The sequence below is a fragment of the Mesorhizobium sp. B2-6-1 genome, assembly GCF_006440475.1.
In the GTDB taxonomy this organism is placed as follows: Bacteria; Pseudomonadota; Alphaproteobacteria; order Rhizobiales; family Rhizobiaceae; genus Mesorhizobium.
Genome location: NZ_VFUH01000020.1, coordinates 1 through 25744 on the forward strand (window position 1 = coordinate 1; position 25744 = coordinate 25744).

Below are 25744 nucleotides of genomic sequence, written 5' to 3' on the forward strand. Positions count from 1 at the left end.
TCGGCAAAGACGCGGTAGCGTCGTTCCGCATGGAGCTGGTCGATCGCGTCCTCGAAGAACCGCTGATAATTCATGTCGGCTTCCCAGTTTTGGGCTGGATCATAATCATTGCCCGATTGGCCGTCCACCGGCCCGTTTTGGTCAAAATGCCACGCCCCGCACCTGTTCCTAACGAGGGGCGGATCATGGCCTATTTCCTGGCGATAACGGCCTGTAGGGCGCTTTTGTTTCGACATGATGCCATATGCCGGCCAAGTCGGTTACGCAGGGTTTTATTGGTCATAGGGCGGGCTTTCCAGTAGAGCGGGTGTTGAGACAGTTTCCGATAGATCTTGAATGCGAGGACGCGGAATGACGGTTTTGGTGACAGGCGGCGCCGGCTATATCGGCAGCCATATGGTCTGGGAATTGCTGGATGCGGGCGAAAGCGTGGTCGTTCTCGACCGGCTTTCGACCGGTTTCGAATGGGCGGTGGCACCGGAGGCAAAGCTGGTCGTCGGCGACGTCGCCGACAAGGAATTGGTCGGCTCCATCATCCGCGACAACAATGTCGACGCGATCATCCATTTCGCGGGCTCGATCGTCGTTCCCGAATCCGTCGCCGATCCGCTCGGCTACTACGAGAACAACACCTGCAAGACGCGCACGCTGATCGAAACGGCGGTGCGCGAGGGCGTACCGAACTTCATCTTCTCCTCGACCGCCGCCGTCTATGGCGGCGCTGGGCTGGAACCGGTGCGCGAGGATGCCAGCCTGACGCCGGAATCGCCCTACGGCCTCTCCAAGCTGATGAGCGAATGGATGCTGCGCGATGCGGCGATCGCGCATGGCCTGCGCTACACGGCGCTGCGCTATTTCAACGTCGCGGGCGCCGATCCCAGGGGGCGCACCGGCCAGTCGACGCCGGGCGCCACGCATCTGATCAAGGTCGCTTGCGAGACGGCGCTCGGCAAGCGGCCGTTCATGCAGGTGTACGGCACCGATTATCCGACGCCCGACGGCACCTGCATGCGCGATTATATCCATGTCAGCGACCTGGCCGCGGCGCATCGCCTGGCCCTTGAGCGGCTGCGCGCCGGGGGCGCGAGCCTCGTCGCCAATTGCGGCTACAGCCACGGCTACTCGGTGCTGGAGGTGATCGAGAGCGTGCGCCGCGCCTTCGGCCATGATTTCGAGGTCAGGACGGGCGAGCGCCGCCCCGGTGACGCCGCCGCGGTGGTTGCCAATTCCGATCTCGCCCGGACGGAACTCGGCTGGACGCCGCAACGCGACGATCTCGACCAGATCGTTGCAGATGCGCTCGCCTGGGAGCGTATCCTGACGGGGAAGAATTCCGCACGCGGTTGAGCGGGTTTTCCCAAGGGCTCGCAAGCCGCTCCGCGAAGCGCTATGGAAGCGTTCGCGGAGGGTGCGGAAGCGCGCTGCCCGGTTCGACCTTTTTTGGGGGGACGACATGAAGATAACGGTGCTCGGGGCCGGCGTCGTCGGCACGGCGGCCGCCTACTATCTGGCGAGCGACGGCCATGAGGTCACCGTCATCGAGCGTCATCCGGCGCCGGCGCGGGGCACCAGCCAGTCGAATGCCGGGCTGGTGTCGCCGGGCGATGCCACCGCCTGGGCTTCCCCGGCGGCGCTGAAGACCTTCCTGCGCGGGCTCTACAACCACGATCTCGGCATCAAGGTGCGACTGCGCTTCGATCCCTATTTTCTCGCCTGGAGCCTGCGCTTCCTGCGCCAGTGCACGGTGGCGCGCCTGCGCGCCAACACCGACGTCAAGCTGCGGCTCGCGCTCTATTCGCGCGACTGCATCAATGCGCTGTCGGAGGCGACCGGCATCCACTATGACGAGCGCAAGAAGGGCATCCTCTACTTCTTCCGCTCGCAGAAGAGTCTCGACACCGGGACCGACAATTATCGCTATCTTGCCGAGCATGGCTTGCCGATCGAGATCGTCGGGCGCGACCGGCTGGTCGAACTGGAGCCGGGGCTTGCCGGGGTGAAGGACAAGATAGCCGGCGGGGTTTATTCGCCCACTGACCAGACTGGCGATTCCAAACTGTTTGTCGACAGGCTCGCCGCCTATGCGACCGAGAGGCTTGGCGCCGAGTTCCGGTTCGGCACCACGGTCGAAGGTTTCGATATCGAAGGCGACAGGGTGCGGGCCGTCATCACCTCGTCAGGCCCGGTGGCCGGCGATGTGGTTGTCATCGCAATGGGCCCGGAAAGCGGCCTGCTCGGCCGCCGCTACGGCATCGACCTGCCGGTCTATCCAGTGAAAGGCTATACGGCGACGATTCCCCTGGAGGACGAAAGCAAGGGGCCGACCATGGGCGGCGCCGACGAGGACCGGCTGATCGGCTATTCCAGGCTGGGCAACCGCTTGCGGATGTCCTCGACGGCCGAGTTCACCGGCTTTGACCGAAGCTTCAAGCCCGCTGACTTCAATACCATCATCAGCACCGGCAAGGATCTTTTCCCTGGCGCCTTCGACGAGAAGAAGGCCATGTTCTGGGCGGGCCTGCGGCCGATGATGCCCAATTCCGTGCCGGTCATCGGCCGGGCCCGCTACAAAAATCTCTATCTCGACACCGGCCACGGCCATGTCGGATGGACCATGGCCTGCGGCTCGGGCAAATTCCTCGCCGACCTCGTCGCCGGCCGAAAGCCCGAAATCGATCCACAGGGGCTGGTCTATGAAGACTAGGCAAGCGGATCCGTAGTTAGCCCCGCCCTTCGACCGCCGCACGCCAGGTGCTTGCATAATCCGTCAAGGCGGGGTCGACCGGCGGTTCTTGTCTCAAACCCTTGCCATGCGCCTCAGCCTTGTCCGATGCCAGCAACGCGGCGCCGATGCTGGTGCCGGTCGCGGCTTCGGAGGCGACGACGCTTCTGGCGGTCGCCGCCGCCAGCATGCCGACAAAGAGCCGGTTGCGGGCGAAAGGGCCTTCGACAATGGTCGGGCCGTCGGCGCCGATCAGATCGAGGCAGGTCGCCGTCATCAGCGCCAGATAGAAAGAGATGGCGGCAAAGCGCTGGCCGCTGTTCATGCCGTCAGCGTTGAGCCACGCCGCCGCATGATGCGGGAACGGTCCCGACCCCTGTTGTGTCGATGGCAGCAGCAGCGTCCTTTTTGCCAGCACGGCCCCGACATCGTCTTCGGTCGAGTTCTCCGGCTGATCATCCGTCAGCACGGAAAATTCGCGGCCGCCCATGAAGCGCGCCGATGGCACGGGATCGCCCAGCGCGTTGACGTTGACCAGCGTATCACGCGCCGGGTCGAGCGCCACCGATCTGCCGCTGACCGACATCGACACCACCCAGGTGCCGGTCGAGACGACGCTGAAAGGCGGCGCGTCGGCGAGAAGATGCGGCAGCAGCGAGGCGTTGGAATCGTGCAGGCCGCAGAACACGGGCGTCTGCGGATCGAGCCCCGTTCGCTCGGCAAGCGCCGGCAGGAGCGGGCCGAGCCGGTCCCTTGCCGGCCGCACCGGCGCCATCAACGCGCGCCAACCGAGGCGGTCGATCATTGCCGAAAAATCCGCTTTCCACGGGTTCCACAGATCGGTGTGGCAGCCGAGCGAGGTCACCTCGTTGGCGGCGATGCCGGTCAGCCGCAGCGCCCAATATTGGGGATACATCAACATCGCCGTTGCCCTGGCGAATTCCGTCGGAAAGCGCTTCTGCTGCCAGAAGAATTGCGCGCCGAGATTGAGGCCGAGCGGCAGCCGCGGCGTGCCGGTTTCAGCGAAGGGCGGACGGATCGCGTCATACTCGGCCGCGAGTTCCTCGGGGCCGTCGAATTCGTAGTCGAGCACGGGCAACACCAGTTCGCCGGAGGCCTCAACCAGAGCGCCCGTCGCGCCATGGGTAGTGATCGAAACGGCGTCGATGGTCTGTTCGCGGTTGAGATCGGCAAGACTGTCGAGGATGAAGGCCCACAGCGCCTCGACGTCGTGATGCGGGTAGCGGGCTTGCCGCACCGGCGCGTTCGCCACTCGGCGCAGCGAGACCTCGCGCAGCGTGGCGAGGTCGACCAGCGCCACCTTGGCGTTGGTCTTGCCGATGTCGATGACGGCGATGTGGCGCGGGGCACTCATGCCATGTGGAACATGGTTTCCAGGGGCACGGCCACCGGCTCATTGTCAGGCCTGGTCTCCATGAGGTCGGCCATGTCTGCCCACCAGCGCTGCATCACCGGATGCTTCGGCAGGTCGGCCATGCCATGGTCGTCCCGCCGCCACAGCACGCCGAACAGGATGTTGGTCTCCTCGTCGAGATGGATGGAATAGTCGGAAACCCCGGCCTGCTTCAACAGCGCGACCAGCGATGGCCATATCTCGTCGTGACGCTTCTTGTATTCCGCCTTCATGCCGGGCTTGAGCATCATCTTGAACGCGTATTTTTCGGCCATCAGTGTCCCCCGCGCAGCCGCCGCCAGACGATCGGCAGCGCGATGACGATGATCAGGAGCAGGCCGATGAAGATCGACATGACGATGCCGGGCACGTTGAGCAGGCCGAGCCCGAAGGTCACCAGCCCCATGATGAAGGCGGCGAGCACGACGCCGACAATGCTGCCTGCGCCGCCAAGGATGCTGACGCCGCCAAGCACCACCATGGTGATGACTTCCAGCTCATAGCCCTGCGCGATCGAGGGACGGGTCGAACCGAGCCGGGAGGTGATCAGCACAGAGGCGATGCCGGACATCAGCCCGGTCAGGCAGAACAGGATGAACTTGATGCGGCCGACACGCACGCCGGAAAACTGTGCCGCGACCGGATTGTTGCCGATGGCGAAGACGCGGCGGCCGAAACTCGTGCGGTGCAGCACGAACCAGTAGACGACGGCGGCGATGAGAAAGAGCACCAATTCGAACGACACCACCCACCGGACGTAACCCTGGCCGAAGAAGGCGAAGCTCTCGGGATAACCCTTGTAGGCCTGGTCGCCGAGGATGATGAAGGCGATGCCTCGAAACAGGCTCATCGTGCCGATGGTGACGACGATCGAGGGCAGGCCAAGCCTCGTGACCAGCAGGCCGTTGAAGGCGCCGCAGCCGAGCCCGACGACGATGCCGATCGCCACCAGCACCGGCGTTCCGGCGCCGGCCTGCACCGCCATGCCCATCATGGTCGAGGCCAGCGCGATGATGGCGGCGACCGACAGGTCGATCTCGCCCGAAATGATCAGCAGCGCCATGGCGAAGGCGATCAGGCCCTTCTCGGTGAAGTTGAAGGTCAGGTCCGACAGCGAATAGGGGTCGAGGAAATAGGGCGAGGCGAAGCTGTTGATGGCGAAGATGGCGAGGGCCACCACGACCAGCAGCGCTTCCCAGGAAAAGATCGCCGAACGAAACGGCTTGTCGAGCCGGTCCGGAATGTGGCGCGGGGCAGGGACGTCGCTCATGCCGCCTCCATTTTTCTCAGGATGATGCGGCCCTGCTGGCGTTCGCCGCGCGCGTTGAGCACGACGGCGAGGATGATGGCGCTGCCCGAAATCGCCATCTGCCAGAAGGGCGAGATGTTGATGACCGGCAGCGCGTTGGAGATGATGCCCAGGAACAGCGCCCCCAACACCGCGCCCCCGACCGAACCGATGCCGCCGGCAATCGAGATGCCGCCGATGACGCAAGCGGCGATGATGTTGAGCTCGTAGCCATTGGCGACCTCGACCGAGGCGATCACGTAGCGTGAGATCCAGAGATAGCCGGCGAGCCCGCCGATCATGCCGGAGATGCAGAAGACGATGAATTTCGTCCGCCCGACATCGATGCCGGCATAAACCGACGCCGTAGGATTGACGCCGATGGCATAGATCGAGCGGCCGAGCGCGGTGCGCGTCATCAGGATGAAGAACAGCGCGATGACCAGAATGGCGATCCAGGACAGCACCGGAATGCCGAGTAAGGCCGCGCGTTGGAAGCCGATGAACTCGGGGCTCATCTTGTCGGCATTGACCCAGGCGCCGCCGGAGATGACGAAGGTGGCACCGCGATAGATGGTCAGCGTGCCCAATGTCACCACGATCGAGGGGATGTTCAGCCGCCACACCAGAAGGCCGTTGATGGCGCCGAGCACCAGGCCGACGACCAGGGCAATGACGATCAGCAGCGGGATCGGGATCGCCGGGTGAGCGGCGTTCAGCATCGCCACCACCATGCCGGTAAAGCAGAGGTTCGACGCCATCGACAGGTCGATCGAACGGGTCAGGATGACCACCATCTGCCCGAGCGCCAGGATCATCAGGATCGAGGTGTCGTTGAACACCTGGCGCAAATTGCCGGGGTCGGCGAAGGCGGGAAAACGCGTCGAGATCAGCCCGATCAGCACGACGATGGCCGCCAGCAACCAGATTTCGCGATATTTCAGCAAAGTTTTCATGCCGCGATCCCCGCCGCCGTCCGGACCAGCGTCTCGGCGTCCAGTCCGTTGTTGTCGTAGACGGCCGCGACAAGGCCCTCGCGCATGACGACGACGCGGTCGGACATGCCGAGGATTTCGGGCAGCTCCGACGACACCATGATAACCGACAGGCCTTGCGCCACCAGCTCGGCCATGAAGCCGTGCACGGCGGCCTTGGAGCCGATGTCGATGCCCTTGGTCGGCTCGTCCAGGATGATGACCTTGGGCGTGGTCGCCAGCCATTTGGCAATGACGATCTTCTGCTGGTTGCCGCCCGACAGCGTGCCGACATCCTGGCTGAGCGAGGAGGCCCTGAGGTCGAGCCGCTCGGTGTAGGAGCGGGCGAGCGAAAATTCCTCCGCCAGCCGCAGCACGCCGGATTTGGAGGTGCGTGCCAGCGACGGGAGAGAAACATTCTGGAAGATGGGCAGGCCGATCACCACGCCTTGCTTGCCGCGTTCCTCCGGCACGTAGACGATGCCGGCCTCGATCGAATCCGCCGCCGATTTCGGCACGATCGACTTGCCGTCCAGCGTGATCGTGCCGCCGGAGGTGCGAGTGATCCCTGAAATCGCCTGCATCACCTCGCTGCGGCCGGCGCCCACAAGACCGTAGAAGCCGAGAATCTCGCCCTTGTGCAGTTCGAAACCGATGTCGTTGAATTCGGTGGGGTGCGACAGGCCGGAGACCGACAGCACCTGCGCGCCGATCTCGGCCTTGCGCTGTGGAAAGATGTGATCGACCGCACGGCCCACCATCATGCGCACGATCTGGCTCTGGGCGGCATCCTTGATCAGCCCTTCGCCGACCATCTCGCCGTCGCGGAACACGGTGTAGCGGTCGGCGATGCGGTAGATCTCGTCGAACTTGTGGCTGATGAACAGGATCGCCTTGCCTTCGCTCTTGAGGAACTCGATCAGCAAAAAGAGCTCTTCGATCTCCTTCATCGAAAGGGCGGCCGTCGGTTCGTCCATGATGACGATCTGCGCGTCGATCGACATGGCCCGCGCCACGGCAACGAGATGCTTGTTGGCGATGCCGAGGTCCTTCAGCCTTGCATCGGCGTCGATATGGCGGGCATGCATGGTGTCGAGCACTTCGCGCGCATTTCTGCGCATGGTGCGCCAGTCGATGGTGCCAAAGCGGGTGCGCGGCGCATGGCCGAGAAAGATGTTTTCGGCGACAGTCAGATCGTCGAACAGCACGGTTTCCTGATGGATGGCGGTAACGCCGTGGCCGAAGGCGGCGTGCGCGCTGGGCAGGGTGACGTCCTGCCCGTCTATGCTGATCGTGCCCGCATCGGGCTGGTAGATGCCGGTCATGATCTTGACCAGCGTCGACTTGCCGGCGCCGTTTTCCCCGATCAGCGCCGTCACCTGGCCCGGATAGAGCGACAGGCTGACATTGTGCAGCGCGCGCACGCCTGGAAAGCTCTTCGAGATGCCGGACAGCGTCAGGCGTGGCGTGGAGGCCTGGGGCCCATCCTTCACCGTGCCGTGTTGGGCTGTCGTGTCCATGGTCGTATCAAGCCCTGAAACAAGGTGCGTTTGAAGTTGCGGCGGGGCGTGAACCCCGCCGCGTCAGCTTGAAGCTCCGGATCAGTAGATCTTGGAGAACTTCTCGATGTTGGTCTTGTCGAACTGGAAGGGCGGAGCCATCGCAGCCGAATTGGTGTCGTCGAGCGTGACCTTGCCGACGCGGCCGATCGACAGCGTCGCACCGGGCTTGGCCTCTTCCTTCTTCACCGCCAGATCGTGGGCGAGGTAGACGGCGGAGTAACCGAGATCGATCGGGTTCCAAAGAGCCACGGCCTGTGAAGCGCCGTTGTCGATGAACTTCTTGAACTCCGACGGCAGCGCGAGGCCGGTGACGTTGACCTTGCCGATCAGCTTCTCATCGGTGACGACCTGGGCAGCGGCGACGACGCCGACGGTGGTCGGCGCGATGATCGCCTTGAGGTTCGGATAGGACTTCAGCAGGCCCTTGGCTTCGTCGGTGCTCTTGGCCGAATCGTCGTCGCCATAGACGGTGGCGACGAGCTTGATCTTCGGGAATTTCTCCGGCAGCACCTTCTTGGCCGCGTCGATCCAGGCATTCTGGTTGGTCGCGGTCGAGGAGGCCGACAGGATGGCGACGTCGCCGCCCTCCGGCAAATAGTCGGCGGCGAGCTTGATGATGGTCTCGCCGATCAGGCCGGTGTCGGACGGGTTCAGGTGAAGCTGGCGGCCTTCCTTGGCGACGCCCGAATCCCAGGAGATGACGGTGATGCCGCGCTCCATGGCCTTCTTCAGCACCGGCACCAGCGCGTCGGCGTCATTGGCCGAGATGGCGATAGCGTTGACCTTTTGCGCGATCAGTGAATTGACCACCTCGATTTGCGCTTCGGCGGTCGCCTTGGTCGGGCCGGTGTAGATGATGTCGACATCGCCCAGTTCCTTGGCCGCCTCTTCGGCGCCCTTGTTGGCGGCGTCGAAGAAGCCGTTGCCGAGCGACTTCACCACCAGCGCGATCTTGACGTTCTCGGCATAGGCGGCATTCACGACCATGGCGGCGGAAAAGGCCGCCGTAACCATCAGTTTCTTCAGAAAGCTCATCGAATATTCCTCCCTTGAGCGTTGCATTCCATCGCCGCTGCGGGCGTGAGGGTGTCTCAGGCTTGCAGCGAAGATTCTTCCTTTGCCGACTTGCGGGCGACGATCAGCGTTACCCCCGCTGTTTCGAGCATCTTTGCCTCGCGGTCCTCGATGCCGTCGTCGGTGATGACGGTGGCGATGCGCGACAGGCCGCACAGGATCAGGCTGGAGCGTTTGCGGAATTTCGAGGAATCGACCAGCACCACCAGCTCGTCGGCCTGGTCGATCAACTTCTGCTCCGCCTGGATCAACAGCGGATCGCCTTCCATCAGGCCGAGCGGCCCGAGCCCCTGGGCGCCCATGAACATGCGGCGCGCGTAGAAATTGCGCGTCACGTCATTGTCGAAGGGCGACAGGATGATGTTCTGCTCGCGGTAGATGGTGCCGCCGGACAGCATCACCGTGTTCTTGGAGTGCTTGAGCAGGCTTTCGGCGATCGGGAAGGAATTGGTGAAGATCGGCATGCGGCGGCCGGTCAGGAAATGCACCATCTGGAAGGTGGTGGTGCCGCCGTTGATGATGATCGGCTCGCCGTCCTTGCAGAGCTCCACCGCTTCCCGCGCTATCGCCCGCTTCTGCGCGGCGTTGAGCGTCTCGTTGACGGAAAAAGGCCGGCCGGCAAGGCCGATGAACTGTGGCGGCGTGATCGCCTCGGCGCCGCCGCGCACCCGGCGCAGTCGCTTTTGCACGTGCAGGGCCGCGATATCGCGCCGGATCGTCGCCTCGGACGACTCCGTCAGGTCGACCATTTCCTGCACCGTCACCACAGGCTTTTCCTGGACGGCGGACAGAATGATCCTGTGGCGCTCTTTTTCGTGCATGGTTCCTCCCTGCATGGCCATCTGGCATTAGAAATCGCGCAGTGTCAATCATTTCCGATCATATAATTTCATTGTGCAGTGCAATATGATTGATGTTGATCGTTTGTGATTGACAAAGCCACGCCTTGCGTAGACATTCCCGACGAAAAGAGGAGCGCACCGTCCGCGCTTCAAGGGAGGATTACCCATGCTCGACAAGCGCTCCGGCTCGCGCCTCGCCAATCTTTGGGATGATGCGAAGGCAAGGGGGATGAGCGATCCCGAGCTTCTGGTCTATCGTTCGAACACGCTCGGCTCCGACAAGCGTGTCACCAATTACGGCGGCGGCAACACATCGTCGAAAATCCGGCAACAGGATCCGCTCACCGGACAGGACGTGGAAGTGCTGTGGGTGAAGGGCTCCGGCGGCGACAGCGCTTCGATCAAGCTTGATGGTTTTGCCACGCTCTACATGGACAAATTGCGAGCCCTCAAAGGCCTTTATCGCGGCGTCGAGCATGAAGACGAGATGGTGGGTTATCTGCCTCATTGCACCTTCAATCTCAATCCGCGCGCCGCCTCGATCGACACGCCGCTGCATGCCTACGTGCCGAAGCCCTATGTCGATCACATGCATCCCGACGCCATCATCGCCATCGCGGCCGCCAAAGATTCCAAGGCCTTGACGAAAGAAATCTTCGGCGATGCCATAGGCTGGCTGCCGTGGAAGCGGCCGGGCTTCGAACTCGGCCTGTGGCTGGAGAAATTCTGCTTTGACCATCCAGCCGCCAAGGGCGTCATCCTGGAAAGCCACGGCCTGTTCACCTGGGGCGAAAGCCCGAAGGAATGCTACGAAACGACGATCTCGGTGATCAACCAGGCGATCGAGTGGTTCGAGCGGCGTTCCGAGGGCGTCGCGATCTTCGGTGGCGAAGCGGTCAAGTCGCTCGACGCCGCCGAACGCCGCGCCATCGCCGCGAAGCTGATGCCGAGGATCCGCGGCCTCATCTCGGAAAAGAGTCATAAGCTCGGCCATTTCGACGATTCCGCCGCCGTGCTCGAATTCGTCAATTCCAGGGATCTGCGCCCGCTGGCGGCACTCGGCACCTCATGCCCGGACCATTTCCTGCGCACCAAGATCCGGCCGCTGGTCATTGAGTTCGATCCGGCCAAGCCCGATGTCGATGCCGTCATCGCGCGGCTGGCCGACGACATTGCCGAATACCGCGTCGGCTACCAGGCCTATTATGACAGCTGCAAGCATGCGGACTCGCCCGCCATCCGCGATCCCAACGCCGTCGTCTATCTGATGCCCGGCGTCGGCATGTTCACCTTCGCCGGCGACAAGGCCACGGCGCGCATTTCGGGGGAGTTCTACGTCAACGCCATCAACGTCATGCGCGGCGCCTCGACCGTCTCCTCCTATGTCGGCCTGCCTGCGCAGGAAGCCTTCGACATCGAATACTGGCTGCTCGAGGATCTGAAGCTGCAGCGCATGCCGAAGCCCAAGGCTCTTGCCGGCAAGATCGCGCTCGTCACTGGCGGCGCGGGCGGCATCGGCCGCGCGACGGCGAGCCGGCTGCTGCGCGAAGGCGCCTGCGTGGTGCTCGCCGACATCGACGAGACAGCACTTGCCAGCGCCAATGAGGAACTGGCCAAGGCCTATGGCAAGGATTTTGTCCGCCCCGTGGTCATCAACGTCACGTCGGAGGATCAGGTCGTCGCCGGCTTCGCCGAAACGGCGGTCGAGTTCGGCGGCATCGATATTCTGGTCTCCAACGCCGGCCTCGCCTCCTCGGCGCCGATCGAGGACACGACGCTGGCGCTGTGGAACAAGAACATGGACATCCTGTCGACGGGCTATTTCCTGGTCTCGCGGGAAGCGTTCCGGCTGTTCAGGGTGCAGAAGATCGGCGGCAACGTCGTTTTCGTCGCCTCCAAGAACGGCCTTGCCGCCTCGCCGAACGCTGCCGCCTATTGCACCGCCAAGGCCGCCGAGATCCATCTCGCCCGCTGCCTGGCGCTGGAGGGCGCGGAGGCGCAGATCAGGGTCAACGTCGTCAATCCGGACGCCGTACTGCGCGGTTCCAAGATCTGGTCCGGCGAGTGGAAGGAACAGCGCGCCGCCGCCTACAAGATGTCGACCGACGACCTCGAGGAACATTACCGCTCGCGCTCGATGCTTAAGCGCTCGGTGTTTCCCGAGGACATCGCCGAGGCGATCTATTTCTTCGCCTCCGACATGTCGGCCAAGTCGACCGGCAACATCGTCAATGTCGACGCCGGCAACGCGCAAAGCTTTACGCGCTAGGCCCTCCTTCTCCCCATTCACGGGGAGAAGGTGCCGGCAGGCGGATGGGGGCAGCGCCAGCTGAACGAAATTTGGGAGGAACAGCAGTGTCCGAAACCATCATCTCGGCCGACGTCGTCGAAAAAAACAACGCGGCGCGCAAGGCCGACCTCGAGCGTGACTACGCCTCGCTCGGCGAACGGCTCGACCGTCGCGGCATCGCCATCGACGCGATCCGAAACAAGGTCGAGAAATTCGCGGTGGCGATCCCCTCCTGGGGTGTCGGTACCGGCGGCACGCGCTTTGCCCGTTTCCCCGGCGCCGGCGAACCGCGCGACATCTTCGACAAGATCGAGGATTGCGCCGTCATCAAGCAATTGACGCAGGCGACACCGACGGTGTCGCTGCACATTCCCTGGGACAAGGCCGACCCGAACCGGCTGAAGCAGGCGGCCTCGCGTTTCGGCCTCGGCTTCGACGCCATGAACTCCAATACGTTCTCCGACGCCAGGGACCAAAAGCTGTCCTACAAATTCGGCTCGCTCTCGCATGCCGATGCCGGAACGCGCCGGCAAGCGGTCGAGCACAATCTCGAATGCATCGAGATCGGCAAGACGCTTGGGTCGAAGGCGCTGACGGTGTGGATCGGCGACGGCTCGAACTTCCCCGGCCAGGTCAACTTCGCCAAGGCGTTCGAGCGCTATCTCGATGCCATGAAAGAGGTCTATGTCGGGCTGCCCGCTGACTGGAAGCTGTTTACCGAACACAAGATATACGAGCCTGCCTTCTATTCCACCGTCGTGCAGGATTGGGGCACCAATTACATTATTGCCAAGGAACTCGGCGACAAGGCGTTCTGCCTGGTCGACCTCGGCCACCACGCGCCCAACGTCAACATCGAGATGATCGTGTCGCGGCTGATCCAGTTCAGGAAACTCGGCGGCTTCCACTTCAACGATTCGAAATATGGCGACGACGACCTCGATGCCGGTTCGATCGACCCCTACCGGCTGTTCCTGGTCTTCAACGAACTGGTCGACGCCGAACTGTCCGGCGCCGACGGCTTCGATCCGGCGCATATGCTCGACCAGAGCCACAACGTCACCGATCCGATCGAGAGCCTGATGCTGTCCGCGGTCGAGGTGCAGCGCGCCTACGCGCAGGCGCTGCTGGTCGACCGCAAGGCGCTTGAAGGTTTTCAGGACGGCAATGACGCGCTGATGGCAACGCAGACGCTAAAATCAGCCTACCGCACCGATGTCGAGCCGATCTTGGCCATGGCGCGGCTGAACACCGGCGGCGCCATCGATCCGGTCGCCGCTTACCGGGCGGCAGGCTACCGCGCCAAGGTCGCGGCGGAACGCCCGGCCGTTGCCGGCGGCAGCGGTGGCATTGTCTGAGGCCGATCCCGCCCCTCATCCGGTCGCTTCGCGGCCACCTTCTCCCCGCTGGGGAGAAGAGACTGGCGCGAGCGCTGACAGCCTCCTCTCCACTAGACTAGGGAAGAGGTCGGATGGCAATCCGGGTGGGGCTCTTTCTCGTGCTCCCTCAATTGTTAGTGGACTCGATCACCCCAACACGGTTTCCTAGGCGTCCCCCGCCAGGAGCCTCGCCATGCATATCACTCGCCGCACGCTGATCGCCGTCAGCCTCTCCTTCACAATCGCTTTCGCGCCATGGGCGGCCGCCTTCGCCGCCTCGCCAGCGCCTGCCAAAGGCGAGAACGGCATGGTTGTCACCGCGCAGCATCTGGCGTCGGAGGTGGGCGTCGAAGTCCTGAAGAAGGGCGGCAACGCCGTCGATGCGGCGGTCGCCGTTGGTTATGCGCTCGCCGTCGTCTATCCCAATGCCGGCAATATCGGCGGCGGCGGCTTCATGACTGTCCGCTTCAAGGACGGCAAGTCGACCTTCCTCGATTTCCGCGAACGTGCGCCGCTGGCCGCGACCAAGACCATGTATCTCGACAAGGACGGCAAACCGGTGAAAGGCGCCAGCCTCGACGGCTACCTCGCCGTCGGCGTGCCGGGCTCCGTCGCCGGTTTCGAGATGGCGCGCGAAAAATACGGCACCTTGTCCCGGCAGGACCTCATGGCGCCGGCCATTCGCTATGCCAAGGACGGGTTCATCCTCAATCAGGGTGACGCCGCCTCGTTTGCCGGAGGTGCCGACAGGCTGGCGAAGGATCCAGCTGCGGCGGCCATATTCCTGAAGCCGGATGGCAAGCCCTATGGCATCGGCGAGCGGCTGGTCCAACCCGACCTAGCCGCGTCGCTCTCGGCGATTTCCGAAAAAGGCCCCGACGCCTTCTACAAGGGCGCCATCGCCGATGCCATCGTCAAGGCAAGCGGCGCCAAGGGCGGTATCCTGGCCAAGGGCGATTTCGAACAATATGCGGTGCGCGAGCTCAAGCCGGTGACCTGTTCCTATCGCGGCTACGAGATCATTTCCTCGCCGCCGCCAAGCTCCGGCGGCGTCATCATCTGCGAAATCCTCAACGTGCTGGAAGGCTATCCGCTGTCCTATCTTGGCGCCGGTTCGGCCGAGACCGTGCATGTCATGGTCGAAGCCATGCGCCACGCCTATGTCGATCGCAACTTGGCGCTCGGAGATCCCGATTTCGTCGACAATCCGGTCTCGAAACTGCTGGACAAGGCCTACGCCAAGGACATTCGCGACAAGATCGACCCGTTCCGGGCCGGCGTCTCTCAGGACCTGATGCCGAAGGGGTTCGGCGAGAGCAAGGAGACGACCCACTATTCGATCATCGACAAGGACGGCAACGCGGTCGCGGTCACCTACACGCTCAACGGCTCGTTTGGCGCCGGCGTCGTCGCCGACGGCACCGGTATCCTGCTCAACAACGAGATGGACGATTTCACCCAGAAGCCCGGCGTGCCCAACCTCTACGGCCTGGTCCAGGGCGAGGCCAACGCCATCCAGCCGAAGAAGACGCCGCTGTCGTCGATGAGCCCGACCGTGGTGGCCAAGGACGGCAAGCCGTTCATGGTCATCGGCAGCCCCGGCGGTTCGCGCATCATCACCATTACGCTGGAAGCCATCGTCAACGTCATCGACCACGGCATGAACATCCAGGAGGCGATCGACGCGCCGCGCATCCATCATCAATGGCTGCCCGACACGGTCTATATCGAGCCGTTCGGACTGTCGCCGGACACCGAAAGGCTGCTGGCCGGCATGGGTTATCACCTCGATCTCAGCGACAAGACCTGGGGCCAGGCGGCGGGCATCCTGGTCGGCGGCAAGAGCCTTGCGGAAATCGGGAAGGGTGGCGGCGCGCGCTACAATGGCGCCATCGACAGCCGCGCCGCTTCCGGCGAGGCGCTCGGCTACTGATGGGACTGGCGCACTCCGCAAGCGCGTGAACCCGCGTCCGCAATCGCACCGAAAACGAAAAGACAGGGCGACCTGAGTTTCCGTGAAACGACCGCTCTAATTGACGATCAAGCCGTCACGAAATCAGCGTGACGGTGGATGCGATCAGCATCAGGGCCGCGATGCCGACGAACAGTGCGTAGATGCGCGGCCGGTCGAGCAGAAGCGCGTTTCCCGATATCCAGGCCGATGTGGCGCCGCCGAGCGCGAACAGGAAACCGTTGCGGTGGCCGAAGGTCATCGACGCGGCCATCAGCCCGCCTATGATCAGGGCGCCGAACACGATTATGACGGCGACCGCGTATCTCTCGAAGTCGTTGCCGCTACCCATGGCCGGCCCGATCGCATTCAAATTCGGCAGGTCATCCGGATCGAAGGGGCTGGTCGACCCGTATTCGTCTTGACCGATGGATTCTCGCATCACTCGTTCTCCGCTGACCGGCAACAAACCATCAACACATGCCGAGCGCAACCCGATCGCGTGTTTCTCCCTACGTGTTGACCGCGATATCCAACCGTTCCGGCAGGGCGCGCCAACCGTTTTGGCGGGTGCGGATCACCGCCGCAACTCCAGCGGTATCTGCCCGAATGGCAACGGTCCGCCAACCTGTTTTTAATATGGGCGTTTCTTCTGGAGAAAACATGATGGCGGAGTTGATTCGAGCTTCGACAGAAGCATTTTTACGCGACCGGAGCCGCGGCGCCAGGCGCGGCCGCGTAAAATTTTCAGCTCCGGGCGTCCGCTTGATGTTGAGCCAGGTGCGTTCCGCACTTGGGGCGAGCGTCATGCTGGCGCTCGCGGGCTCATGATGAACCAGCTCGACCAAAGCGGCCGGGCTGATCGCATGGACAAAGCTCGGCCGGGGATCGATTTTCGGCGACGGCCTGCGATATCCTAAGCTGGTATCAGGGCGGCGATACGGTGGATGCTGATCTCCTTGCGTGCCTTGGACGCCTCGTTGGTCAGCCTCATGTCGAACCTCTGTACTGGACAGCCTCAATCCATAGTGCGAGCGCGGTGGCAGGCGACCGTCCCTTTACTTTCAAATCGCGGCCTCGATAGCCGCCGGCCGCGATCCATACCGTTTTTGAACGCTGATAGATTGTTACGCCTCGTGCATTCGCCCAAGCGCATGATTCCGCGAACTTTGGAGCCATTGCCGAGCCCGTTCCCGAGAATGCTGTCTCTATGTGACAAAGCTGCGTGGCCATATCAGGTCCCCTAATTTTGACGGTCCCGGCCGACGATCCCCGACCCTCGCCCAAAATCACCGAATGAATGATAGGACCGCTTCCGTTACGGTAATGTGTCGCCACCAGCGCGGTCAGGTATCTCCCGATGCAAAAGCCGCCAGCTTTCGGCAGGGACAGGTCTGGAGTGGCCAGGGATTAAACCCAGCTTAGGTCAACGAGCGGGCGGAGAGCCGGGATCGGCCGCCATTCAAACCTGATCAGGAGATCGGGCTGGAGACGATGATGCGCAAGGCGCACCTGTTCGACGCACAGCGCGGCGCCAGGATAAATTAGGGGGAATGGCTGACGCGCGCTGGCGACTGTCAGCTCATCCTGTCTATCAAGGTTTGGCGTTGGCTTTCCGCCAAGCCTCGTACTCGTCGTTCGCGCTTGGGTGCAGTGGATAGTAGCGTTGCAACGGCGCGCCCCCCATGAGTTTCATTCGTGAGAATTCCTCCCAATCGTGATGTTTCTGGGATTCTTCGATGACCTTCGGGGCCATTGCGACGGGAAGCACCACCACCCCGTCGTCATCGGCGACGATGATGTCGCCGGGGATCACCGTCACACCGCCGCAGGCAATCGGAACGTTGACCGCATTGGGATAGATGCTGGTCTGCACATGATAATTTGGCGTCCAGCCGCGCAGCCAAAGAGGCAGGTCGAGCTTTTCGACATTGGGCCGGTCCCGCATGCACCCATCGATGACGATGCCCGCACCGCCTCTGCCCTTGAAATAGGTCGACATCATATCGCCGAAGACACCGGAGCTCATGTCGCCGCGCGCGTCGACGACGACCACGTCGCCCTCCTGCGCATGGTAGAGCACATGTCTGTGAAGTTGCGTCTCCGGATCGGCATATTCTCCCTCGGTGAAGAGGTCCGGTCTCTGCGGCATGAACTGCAATGTCAGTGCCGGCCCGACGATCGACTTCCCATGGTTCTGCGGCACCGGGCCGACCATGTGCGGATTGCGAAAGCCCATGTGGCCAAGTGTGCCCGCGACCGTGGCGGCGCCGATCTCCCTTAGCGCGTCGATCAGGTCCTTGGGCGGCCGCGTGATATCGGGAGTATGCGTCATTTTCGGACTCCGGTTGAAATTGAATTACCAGTTGGTGACAGAGCCGTCGCGGCGCTTGAGATGTGGCGCTTCCCAGAAACGGAAACTCTGCGCCTGGACCGCCGCTTCATTGACCTCGACGCCGAGCCCCGGCAGGTCGCTGACCGGATAATCGGTCCCGTCGAGCCTTGGCTGTACGGGGAAAAAGTCGGAATTGTCGAAACCCAGCTTCCTTTCGGGGATCCTGGTCTCGAGCCACGCGAAGTTGGGCACCGCGGCGGCGAGATGCACGGTTGCGGCCGTGCACACGGGGCCAAGGGGATTGTGCGGCATCAGGTCCACATAGTGCGCCTCGCTCCAGCCAGCGACTTTCATCGCCTCGGTGAGCCCGCCGACATTGCAGACATCGAGCCGGTTGAACTGGTGGATGCCGCGCTCGATGTAAGGCAGGAACTGCCACTTGCTGGCAAATTCCTCGCCGATGGCAAAGGGGATGTCGGTCATCGTACGAAGGGACTCGTACGCCTCCGGTGTCTCAGCCCGTATCGGCTCCTCGAGGAAATCAAGCACGCCGCGGCCGAGCTTGCTGCAGAAGCTCGCCGCCTCGGCCACCGACAGCCGATGATGATAATCGACGCCGAGCACCACCTCATCGCCCAGCGCCTCGCGCGCTTTGTTCAGCATGCTCGCGGTAGGGCCGATCGATTCACGCGGCTCGAAGACGTCCTTGCTGCTTTGTCCGATGGGGAAGAAGCGGATCGCCTGCCAGCCCTGCGCGCGCAGTTCGCGGGCGCGTTCGATCGCAACATCGCCCTCGGCCTCGTCTCCGGTCGAGGCGAAGGTGGGCACGCGGTCGCGCTGCTTGCCGCCAAGCAACTCGTAGACCGGCACCCCCAGCGCCTTGCCTTTGATGTCATGAAGGGCGATGTCCATGGCGGAAATCGCCGCCTGCAGGACCCGACCCCCTTCGAAGTATTGGCTGCGATAAACTTCCTGCCAGATACGCCCGATATGCATCGGGTCGCGGCCGATGAGAAACTCGCGATAGTGCTCGACCGCGCCGGCTACGGCTTTCTCGCGACCGCTCAAGCCGCTTTCGCCCCAGCCGAAGATACCCTGGTCGGTCTCGACCTTGACGAGCATCTGGTTGCGCGTTCCCACCCATACCGGGTAGGGCTTGATCGCGGTGATCTTCAGGTTCTTAGTCATACACGCCCGCGTTCCACGCGCATCCCCTGTCTCAGTCGGCCTTGAGGGCCATTTCAGTTTCGCCGTCGAACAGATGCATCCGCTCCTGGTCGAACTCGAGCCAGATCCGCTCATCAGGTTTGACGGCGACGTTGGGCGACACGCTGATGTTGACGATGGCGCCCGACAGGAATGCTTGCACGAAGGTGACGTCTCCGGTCGGCTCCACCGTATAGGCCTTGGCCGGAATGGCGCCCGGGACCGCGCTTTTGTGCAGCTTGATCGTCGAGTGCCGCGCGCCGAGCACGACCTTCTTGGTGGTCGCTCCCTGGACCTTGCGCGCGTTGAGTTGCGACAGCTCAAGCGTCCAGCCTTCCGCGCTGGTCAGCGCGGTGCTGCCGTTTGCCGTCGAAGCCTCCAGCGGAATGAGACTCATCGCCGGGCTGCCGATAAAGCTGGCGACGAACATGTTGACTGGATGGGCAAAGACCTGCGCCGGTGAATCGTATTGCTGTAGATAGCCGCCATTCATCACCGCCATCTTGTCGGCCATGGTCACGGCTTCGAGCTGGTCGTGCGTCACGTAGATGATCGTTGCCTTGAGGTCCTGGTGGAAGCGCTTGATCTCGGATCGCATCTGCACGCGCAGTTTGGCGTCGAGGTTGGAGAGCGGCTCGTCCATGAGGAACACAGCGGGGTCGCGGACGAGGGCACGGCCAAGGGCGACGCGCTGCTGCTGCCCGCCCGAAAGTTCCCGCGGTTTGCGCTCGAGCAGGTGCGTCATGTCGAGAACGCGCGCCGCTTCCCTGACCTTCTTGTCGATCTCGTCCCTGGAGAGTTTGCGCATCTGCAGCGGGAACGCCAGGTTCTTGTAGACCGATTTCTGCGGGTACAGCGCGTAGTTCTGGAACACCATTGCGATGTCCCGGTCCTTGGGGTCGAGATCATTGACCACCCGGTCTCCGATGACGATGTCGCCCGATGTGATCGAGGTCAGCCCCGCGACGAGATTGAGCGTGGTTGTCTTGCCGCAGCCTGACGGGCCGACCAGCGCAACGAACTCGCCGTCATTGACCGTCAGCGAAACATCGTTGACAGCTTTGAAGCCGCCATAGGTCTTGACGAGATCTTTGAGGACCACGTGGGCCATTGGCAACTCCCTAATGCTTGACCGCGCCTTCTGTAAGGGCGCGTACGAAGTATCGTTGCAGGACGAGGAACAGCACCACGACGGGCACGCTCATCATGAAGCTGGCCGCCATCAGGCCCGGAAAGTCCGTCGTGTTTTCCGAGAAGAAGCGCTGGATGCCGACCGGCAGCGTCAATTGCTCGTTCTTGGAAAGGAAGGTGTAGGCGTAGATGTATTCGTTCCAGGCGCCGATGAAGGAATAGATCGCGGTGGCGATGATCCCAGGCGTCGAGAGCGGCATCACGATCAGGATGAAGGCCTGGAACCGCGTTGCGCCGTCGATGCGCGCCGCCTGCTCGAGTTGCACCGGGATGTTGTCGTAGAAGCCCTTGAGCAGCCAGATCGCCAGCGGCAGCCCGAAGGTCAGATAGGTGAGAATGAGCGAGCCGTGCGTGTTCACCAGGCCGATCGCGCGCATCAGGATGAAGAGCGGCACGAGAAAGATCACTGCCGGAAACATGTTGCGCAGCAAAACGGCGAAGAACAGGAAGTTCCGTTCGGGGAAACTGAAGCGCGAAAAAGCGTAGGCCGCGGGGACAGCCACGATTACGGAAAGGATTGTCGTGACGGTCGACACGAACAGGCTGTTCCAGAAGAAGCGGAGGAAGTCCTGGCCGACGCTGTTCTGCGGATCGAGCAATTTCTGATAGCTGGCGAGGGTCGGCTCGTCCGGCCACCATTGCGGCGGGAATTGCGTCGCCGCGAACCCGGATTTGATCGAGGTGATCAGCATCCAGATCATCGGCAACGCCGTATAAAGCAGCATGAAAACGAGGAAGATGCGCCCGGCCCACCGCCACCCGTCGACGCGCATACGGCGACGGGTCTGGCCTCGGGAGACCGTCTCGGCAATCGCGCTCATGCACCGCCCTCCTTCCGCTCGTTGCCGCTCAGCGCACGGACATAGAAGTAGCCCAGCGTCATCAGGATGATGAACAGGAGCACCGAATAGGCCGATGCCACGCCCCAGCGCTGCCGGCCGAAGGCGAGTTCGTAAATATGGGTGATCCAGATATGCGACGCGTTCGACGGCCCGCCGCCGGTCATGATCCAGGGGATGATGAAGGAATTGAAGTTGGCCACTGCCAGCAGCAGGATCGTCACCACCGAGACGTTTCGAAGGTGCGGGAAGGTGACGTGCCAGAAGCGCTGCCAGGCATTGGCTCCGTCAACTTTCGCGGCGAGCAGCAATTGCTCGGGGACTGTCTGCAGGCCCGCCATCATCATGATCATAGCGAACGGAAACTCGCGCCAGATGTTGACGACGATCAGGGAGGGGAGAACCGTGCTGACATTGTCGATGAAATTCGGCGGTCGGTCGGCCAATCCGAGGCCGACCAGCACTGCGCCGATGATGCCGAAATCCGAATGGTAGATCCACTTCCAGATATAGGAGGCGGCGACCGCGCTGATGACCCAGGGAATGATCAGGATAGCGCGCAGCACACCGCGTCCGATAAAGTCGCGGTGGAGCGCCAGCGCAGTGGCAAACCCCAGGACAAAGGAGATGAAGGTGGACCCGAATGTCCAGACCAGCGTGTTCCAGGTGACTTTCCAGAACACCTCGCTGGTGAGGATGGCCGTGTAGTTGTCGAAGCCGATAAAGGTCTTGTCACGGAGCTGCAGGCCGGGCGGCGTTTTATAGAACGACAGCTCGATCGTGTAGTAGATCGGATAGGCGATGACGATGAGCATCACGGCGATCGCGGGCAGCACGTACGCGTAGTCGGCGCGATGCTCCCAGATATTCCGCAGCGCACCGGACCTGCCGGGTTGCAATTTTCGGCGCGCCTCGGCCTTGCCGGTCACGATCGTCACGATGGTATGCCCTTGTTTCTTCGGAACGAACCGGCTGCGCTGTCAGCGCAGCCGGTCAGGTCGTGGGTCAGGCGCAGGCTAGAGCCCGCCCATCAGGTCTTTCACCTTCTGGGCCGCGTCGTCCGCCGCCTGGTCGACGGTCATCGCTCCGGTCAGAGCATTCTGCAGCATGTCCGGGACGATGATGTTCATGATCTCCGGGGCCTGCGGCAGCGCCGGGAACGGGATGCCGTATGGCAGCATCGAGGTCGTGACATCGAGGAATTTGATGTTGTCCAGACGTTCCTTCATCCATTTGGTCTTGAAGCCGTTCAGGTTGCCGGGATTCGATCCGGCATAGGCCATCTTCAGCGACCATTCAGGGCTCGTCCACATGCAGATGATAGCCTTCGCCGCCGGCTCGTCTACCTTGCCGCCTTCGACATATTCGGGCTTCAGGATGTGGATGTTCGAGCCGCCGAACACGACCGCGCGCTTGCCGTCGGGCCCGGCCGGGATCAGGCCGTAGCGCATGTTGTCGATGACGGTCTGCGCCTTGTCCTTGTCGGTGCCCGTCGCCTTCTTCTGCAGGTCGAGCATGACATTGTAGTCGGACGGGTGCGAGATCATCATGCCGAGTTGGCCGGCGACGAACAGGGGCTGGTTATCGGCCTGCTGGTTGGTGAGTGCCGAAACCGGAACCGACTTGTCGCGAACATACATGTCGTAGGAAGCCTGCAGCGCCGCCTTGCTCTGCGGGCTGTCCAGCTCGACCTGCTCATAGGTCGGGTTTGCCGCCGCTTCGTCGAAGACGCCGCCACCATAGGCCCATAGCTGCGGCATGAAGCGATACGGCGTATTGCCGGCATTCTTGCGAGCCACGAGGCCATACCCGGCAATGCCGAGCTTGTCGTGGATCTGCTTGGAATACTTGATGACGTCGTCCCAGGTTGCCGGTGGCTTGTCCGGATCGAGGCCGGCGCGTTTGAAGATGTCGGCGTTCCAGATGAACGCCATCGTTTCGTTGTTGGTTGGAATGCCGTAGGTCACCCCGTCCCAGGTCACGGCCTTCATGGCGCCGGGCCAGAAGTCCTCGGTCGAATAGCCCACGTCCTCGGGCTTCAGCGGCTGCAGATAGCCTTTTGAAGCGAATTCGGTACCACCCAGGATTTGCAAGCGGACCGCCATCGGCGCGGCATTGCCGAGGAGCGCGGTGCGGAACTTGTCGAGAAGATCGTTATAGGTGAGGGCTTGTTCCTCGAGCTGGATGTTTGGATAGGTCTTGCGGAAGGTTTCGAAGAATTCCTTGTAGTATTGGCGCAGGAGGTCGGGGTCGCCCTCGAACACGCCCTGATACCAGAAGGTCAGTCGCCCCTTGTAGTCCAGCGGGGTGACCTTGGCACAATCGGCCGCCGTGTCGAAATCCTGTGTGCCCGCAATGGCGCGAACATATTCCGGCGACCACTTGCTGAGGTCGACCGGCGGTGCGCCCAGCGCCGATGTGGACATCAGTGATGCCGCCAAAACGCTGACGACAGTGCCGCGCAGGACCGCACTGCCGAGTATAATCCTCGTCATAGGTATCCTCCCTGGTTCTCCCATGCCGCTTTGCGGCGAGGCAAAGCGGTCTTGCTCGTTTGATCGCAGGACGTCTTTGTATCTGTGTACCCGTTCGGGAGCCTTGTACGTTTTCAGATCATGAATTGCCTGTCAACGCGTTAGATCGTACATTGTTTATCGAAACTTTGCGTGTTAATCGGAAAGGGTGTGTATTAATCCAGGGGAGCCGGCCTTGGCCGAACCAAACGATTTCAAAGCCAAGCCACCGGTGGGGATTGACCCCATAGGGGCGTCCAGCGAGGGCGCCTCGCTTTATGAGCTGATCAGGGAAGACATCATCGAGGGACGGCTTGCCGCCAACGAACGGCTCGTGGTCACTGATCTCGCCCGGCGCCACGGCACCTCGACCAACCCCGTGCGCGAAGCCTTGCAGCTGTTGCGCGGCGAAGGCTTTGTCACCTTTCTCCCCAACCGCGGGGCGCGCGTCCGGCCTATCGATCAAGAGTTTGTCCGCGACATTTATGAGATCGGCGTTCTGATCGAGCCGGCCCTGACGCGATGGTTTGTGAATATGGCCACCGGCGAGGACATCGCCGAACTCCAACGTCTCCAGGACCTGATTGAAGAGAACAACTTCGCCGATACGTTCAGGCACAGCGAGCTGGATACCGCCTTCCACACCGTGATGTACCAGCGGCATTACAACCGCCATGCCGCCGAGCTTTGGTGGAAGCATCGTGAAGTGCTGCGAGCCGTGAGCCGGCGTTTCAATTTCACGCTTGCCCGGCGTGCCGCGATCATTCGCGAGCACCGCGAACTCATCGCGTTCGTAAAGGCGGGAGATGCCGACAAGGCGGCCGAACTCGTTGCCCGCCATGTCGAGGGCTCCGGCCGGCACATCCTCGAACATATGCGTGCGCGCAACGCCGCTCGGGCCGGATAGAATGCCCGTTCCAGAACATCGCTAGCCCGACGATCAGACAGAGGTAGCTGACATGAAAATTACGAGCATTCGGCCGTGGCTGATCAAGTCCGATGCGTCCTATTGGGGAGAGTACCTGTTCGTCGAAGTGACGACCGACGAGGGGGTGAGCGGCTGGGGAGAGATCACGACCACCACCAGGCTCGCCAATCGCGCGCTCTGCACGATCCTGCGGCAGATCGGTGCCGCCGTGACCGGCGAGGACCCGGCCCGGATCGAGCACCTCTGGCACAAGATTTTCCGCAGCTTCACCTATATGGGCAGCCGCGGCGCCGCGGTCGAATGCGTGAGCGCCATCGACATAGCTCTCTGGGACATCCGGGGCAAAGTTTTGGGCAAGCCGATCTACGAGCTGCTGGGCGGGCCGGTGCGCGATGAAATCGCGCTCTACACCCATCCCAACCAGTCCAAATTTACCAGCAAGGAGGCGGTGGTCCGCGAAATTCGGGACATCGTCGAGTCCGGACACACCGCGCTCAAGTTTGATCCTTTCCCGCATCAGGGACGTAGCGCCGATGGCGTGTCGCGCGAACAGCGGGACGGCTACCTCGATGGCAGCATGACTCGCAAGGACGAGCGCGAAGCGGCCGAACTCACGGCTCTGATCCGCGAAACGGCGGGCCCTGATGTCGACATTCTCATCGATGCGCACGGCCGTTTCGATGTTCCAACCGCCATTCGCCTCTGCCGAAGCCTCGAGGAAGCCGGCCAGATCGACTGGTTCGAGGAGCCTTGCCCGCCCGAGAGCCTCAATGCCCTCAAGCAGGTGCGTGAGAAGGTCAGCGCCGCCATCTCGTGGGGAGAGCGCGGCCACACCAAGTGGGACTTCGTGCCGGTGCTCGAAAACAAGCTCGCTGACTACATTATGCCTGACGTCACCTGGACCGGCGGCATTACCGAACTCAAGAAGATCTCTGCCCTGTGCGAAGCCTACTACGTCCCGGTCTCGCCGCATGACGCCGCGGGGCCGATCAACGTGGTGGCGGGCGCGCAGGTGATGATGACAGTTCCTAACTTCTACAAGCTCGAGACGTCGGAGTGGAACCTGGGTAAATACGATCATCTCATCGACACACCGCTCGACGTTTCGAACGGCAGCCTCAAACTGACGTCGAGGCCCGGTCTCGGCATCGAGATGGACCGCGAGTACCTGCAAGCCCACGAGATTGAGCTGGGCTGACGCATGTCGCATGTCGGGGCTGCATGCCGCCGAAAAGC

23 protein-coding genes are annotated in these 25744 nt (G+C 62.5%); 7 read left to right on the forward strand and 16 right to left on the reverse strand.

What is annotated here, in order from left to right; translation table 11 throughout:
- Positions 1-236: hypothetical protein (locus FJ443_RS31490; protein WP_140528008.1), on the reverse strand; the 236-nt coding region annotated here is incomplete at its 3' end.
- A gap of 115 nt (positions 237-351) precedes the next feature.
- On the opposite strand from FJ443_RS31490, the gene galE reads away from it, so the two are divergent.
- Positions 352-1347, forward strand: coding sequence for a UDP-glucose 4-epimerase GalE (gene galE, locus FJ443_RS28260; protein WP_140666500.1), 996 nt, complete (start codon positions 352-354; stop codon positions 1345-1347).
- A 106-nt stretch (positions 1348-1453) separates the two neighbouring features.
- Positions 1454-2704: a D-amino acid dehydrogenase gene (locus FJ443_RS28265; RefSeq protein ID WP_140666502.1), complete on the forward strand. Its 1251-nt coding sequence runs from the start codon at positions 1454-1456 to the stop codon at positions 2702-2704.
- 16 nt (positions 2705-2720) lie between these two features.
- Here the strand turns inward: FJ443_RS28265 and FJ443_RS28270 are convergent, their stop codons facing one another.
- The 7 genes from FJ443_RS28270 to FJ443_RS28300 form a co-directional block, all read right to left on the reverse strand.
- Positions 2721-4097 (reverse strand): FGGY-family carbohydrate kinase, encoded by a 1377-nt coding sequence (locus FJ443_RS28270; protein WP_140666504.1) that lies wholly within the window; start codon positions 4095-4097, stop codon positions 2721-2723.
- Complete coding sequence (gene rhaM, locus FJ443_RS28275) at positions 4094-4411, reverse strand: L-rhamnose mutarotase (RefSeq protein WP_140496569.1); 318 nt, start codon at positions 4409-4411, stop codon at positions 4094-4096. Before rhaM ends, FJ443_RS28270 begins: the two co-directional genes overlap by 4 nt.
- On the reverse strand, positions 4411-5406 hold the full coding sequence (locus tag FJ443_RS28280) for an ABC transporter permease (RefSeq protein ID WP_140557654.1): 996 nt from the start codon (positions 5404-5406) through the stop codon (positions 4411-4413). The genes rhaM and FJ443_RS28280 overlap by 1 nt, the downstream gene beginning before the upstream one ends.
- Positions 5403-6380, reverse strand: a complete 978-nt coding sequence (locus tag FJ443_RS28285; protein ID WP_140564780.1) for an ABC transporter permease — start codon at positions 6378-6380, stop codon at positions 5403-5405. The genes FJ443_RS28280 and FJ443_RS28285 overlap by 4 nt, the downstream gene beginning before the upstream one ends.
- Positions 6377-7918, reverse strand: coding sequence for a sugar ABC transporter ATP-binding protein (locus FJ443_RS28290; RefSeq protein WP_140666506.1), 1542 nt, complete (start codon positions 7916-7918; stop codon positions 6377-6379). Before FJ443_RS28290 ends, FJ443_RS28285 begins: the two co-directional genes overlap by 4 nt.
- Before the next feature lie 81 nt (positions 7919-7999).
- Positions 8000-8995, reverse strand: coding sequence for a rhamnose ABC transporter substrate-binding protein (rhaS, locus tag FJ443_RS28295; protein ID WP_140496561.1), 996 nt, complete (start codon positions 8993-8995; stop codon positions 8000-8002).
- Between the two features lie 56 nt (positions 8996-9051).
- Positions 9052-9855 carry a DeoR/GlpR family DNA-binding transcription regulator gene (locus tag FJ443_RS28300; protein ID WP_140496559.1) on the reverse strand — a complete coding sequence of 268 codons (804 nt, stop codon included), beginning with the start codon at positions 9853-9855 and terminating at the stop codon, positions 9052-9054.
- Between the two features lie 187 nt (positions 9856-10042).
- Between FJ443_RS28300 and FJ443_RS28305 the strand changes: the two genes are divergently transcribed.
- The 3 genes from FJ443_RS28305 to ggt all read left to right on the forward strand — a co-directional run bounded on the left by FJ443_RS28305 (position 10043) and on the right by ggt (position 15478).
- Positions 10043-12145, forward strand: a complete 2103-nt coding sequence (locus FJ443_RS28305; RefSeq protein ID WP_140666508.1) for a bifunctional rhamnulose-1-phosphate aldolase/short-chain dehydrogenase — start codon at positions 10043-10045, stop codon at positions 12143-12145.
- Positions 12146-12189: 44 nt separating this feature from the next.
- A complete protein-coding gene (rhaI, locus tag FJ443_RS28310; protein WP_140666510.1) occupies positions 12190-13524 on the forward strand; it encodes an L-rhamnose catabolism isomerase in 1335 nt (444 codons plus the stop codon).
- A 214-nt stretch (positions 13525-13738) separates the two neighbouring features.
- The gene (gene ggt, locus FJ443_RS28315; protein ID WP_140666512.1) at positions 13739-15478 is read left to right on the forward strand and encodes a gamma-glutamyltransferase; all 1740 of its coding nucleotides are present in this window, start codon (positions 13739-13741) and stop codon (positions 15476-15478) included.
- 115 nt (positions 15479-15593) lie between these two features.
- Here ggt and FJ443_RS28320 read toward each other — a convergent pair whose 3' ends face one another.
- From FJ443_RS28320 to FJ443_RS28355, 8 genes are all read right to left on the reverse strand, one after another.
- Positions 15594-15938, reverse strand: a complete 345-nt coding sequence (locus FJ443_RS28320) for a hypothetical protein (protein ID WP_140496551.1) — start codon at positions 15936-15938, stop codon at positions 15594-15596.
- A gap of 70 nt (positions 15939-16008) precedes the next feature.
- Positions 16009-16305 (reverse strand): hypothetical protein, encoded by a 297-nt coding sequence (locus tag FJ443_RS28325; protein WP_140666514.1) that lies wholly within the window; start codon positions 16303-16305, stop codon positions 16009-16011.
- A gap of 785 nt (positions 16306-17090) precedes the next feature.
- Complete coding sequence (locus FJ443_RS28330) at positions 17091-17831, reverse strand: ribonuclease activity regulator RraA (protein WP_140496549.1); 741 nt, start codon at positions 17829-17831, stop codon at positions 17091-17093.
- A 24-nt stretch (positions 17832-17855) separates the two neighbouring features.
- Entirely contained in the window at positions 17856-19019 is a 1164-nt protein-coding gene (locus tag FJ443_RS28335) for a mandelate racemase/muconate lactonizing enzyme family protein (protein WP_140666516.1), read from the reverse strand.
- A 31-nt stretch (positions 19020-19050) separates the two neighbouring features.
- The gene (locus FJ443_RS28340) at positions 19051-20148 is read right to left on the reverse strand and encodes an ABC transporter ATP-binding protein (protein WP_140496545.1); all 1098 of its coding nucleotides are present in this window, start codon (positions 20146-20148) and stop codon (positions 19051-19053) included.
- Between the two features lie 10 nt (positions 20149-20158).
- The gene (locus FJ443_RS28345; protein ID WP_140666518.1) at positions 20159-21049 is read right to left on the reverse strand and encodes a carbohydrate ABC transporter permease; all 891 of its coding nucleotides are present in this window, start codon (positions 21047-21049) and stop codon (positions 20159-20161) included.
- A complete protein-coding gene (locus tag FJ443_RS28350) occupies positions 21046-22005 on the reverse strand; it encodes a sugar ABC transporter permease (protein WP_140666520.1) in 960 nt (319 codons plus the stop codon). Before FJ443_RS28350 ends, FJ443_RS28345 begins: the two co-directional genes overlap by 4 nt.
- Positions 22006-22083: 78 nt before the next feature.
- Positions 22084-23562, reverse strand: a complete 1479-nt coding sequence (locus tag FJ443_RS28355; protein WP_140524025.1) for a sugar ABC transporter substrate-binding protein — start codon at positions 23560-23562, stop codon at positions 22084-22086.
- Positions 23563-23776: 214 nt separating this feature from the next.
- On the opposite strand from FJ443_RS28355, the gene FJ443_RS28360 reads away from it, so the two are divergent.
- Both FJ443_RS28360 and FJ443_RS28365 read left to right on the forward strand, forming a co-directional pair.
- On the forward strand, positions 23777-24487 hold the full coding sequence (locus FJ443_RS28360) for a GntR family transcriptional regulator (RefSeq protein ID WP_140496537.1): 711 nt from the start codon (positions 23777-23779) through the stop codon (positions 24485-24487).
- 52 nt (positions 24488-24539) lie between these two features.
- Complete coding sequence (locus tag FJ443_RS28365; RefSeq protein WP_140557673.1) at positions 24540-25706, forward strand: mandelate racemase/muconate lactonizing enzyme family protein; 1167 nt, start codon at positions 24540-24542, stop codon at positions 25704-25706.
- Positions 25707-25744 lie beyond the last annotated feature (38 nt).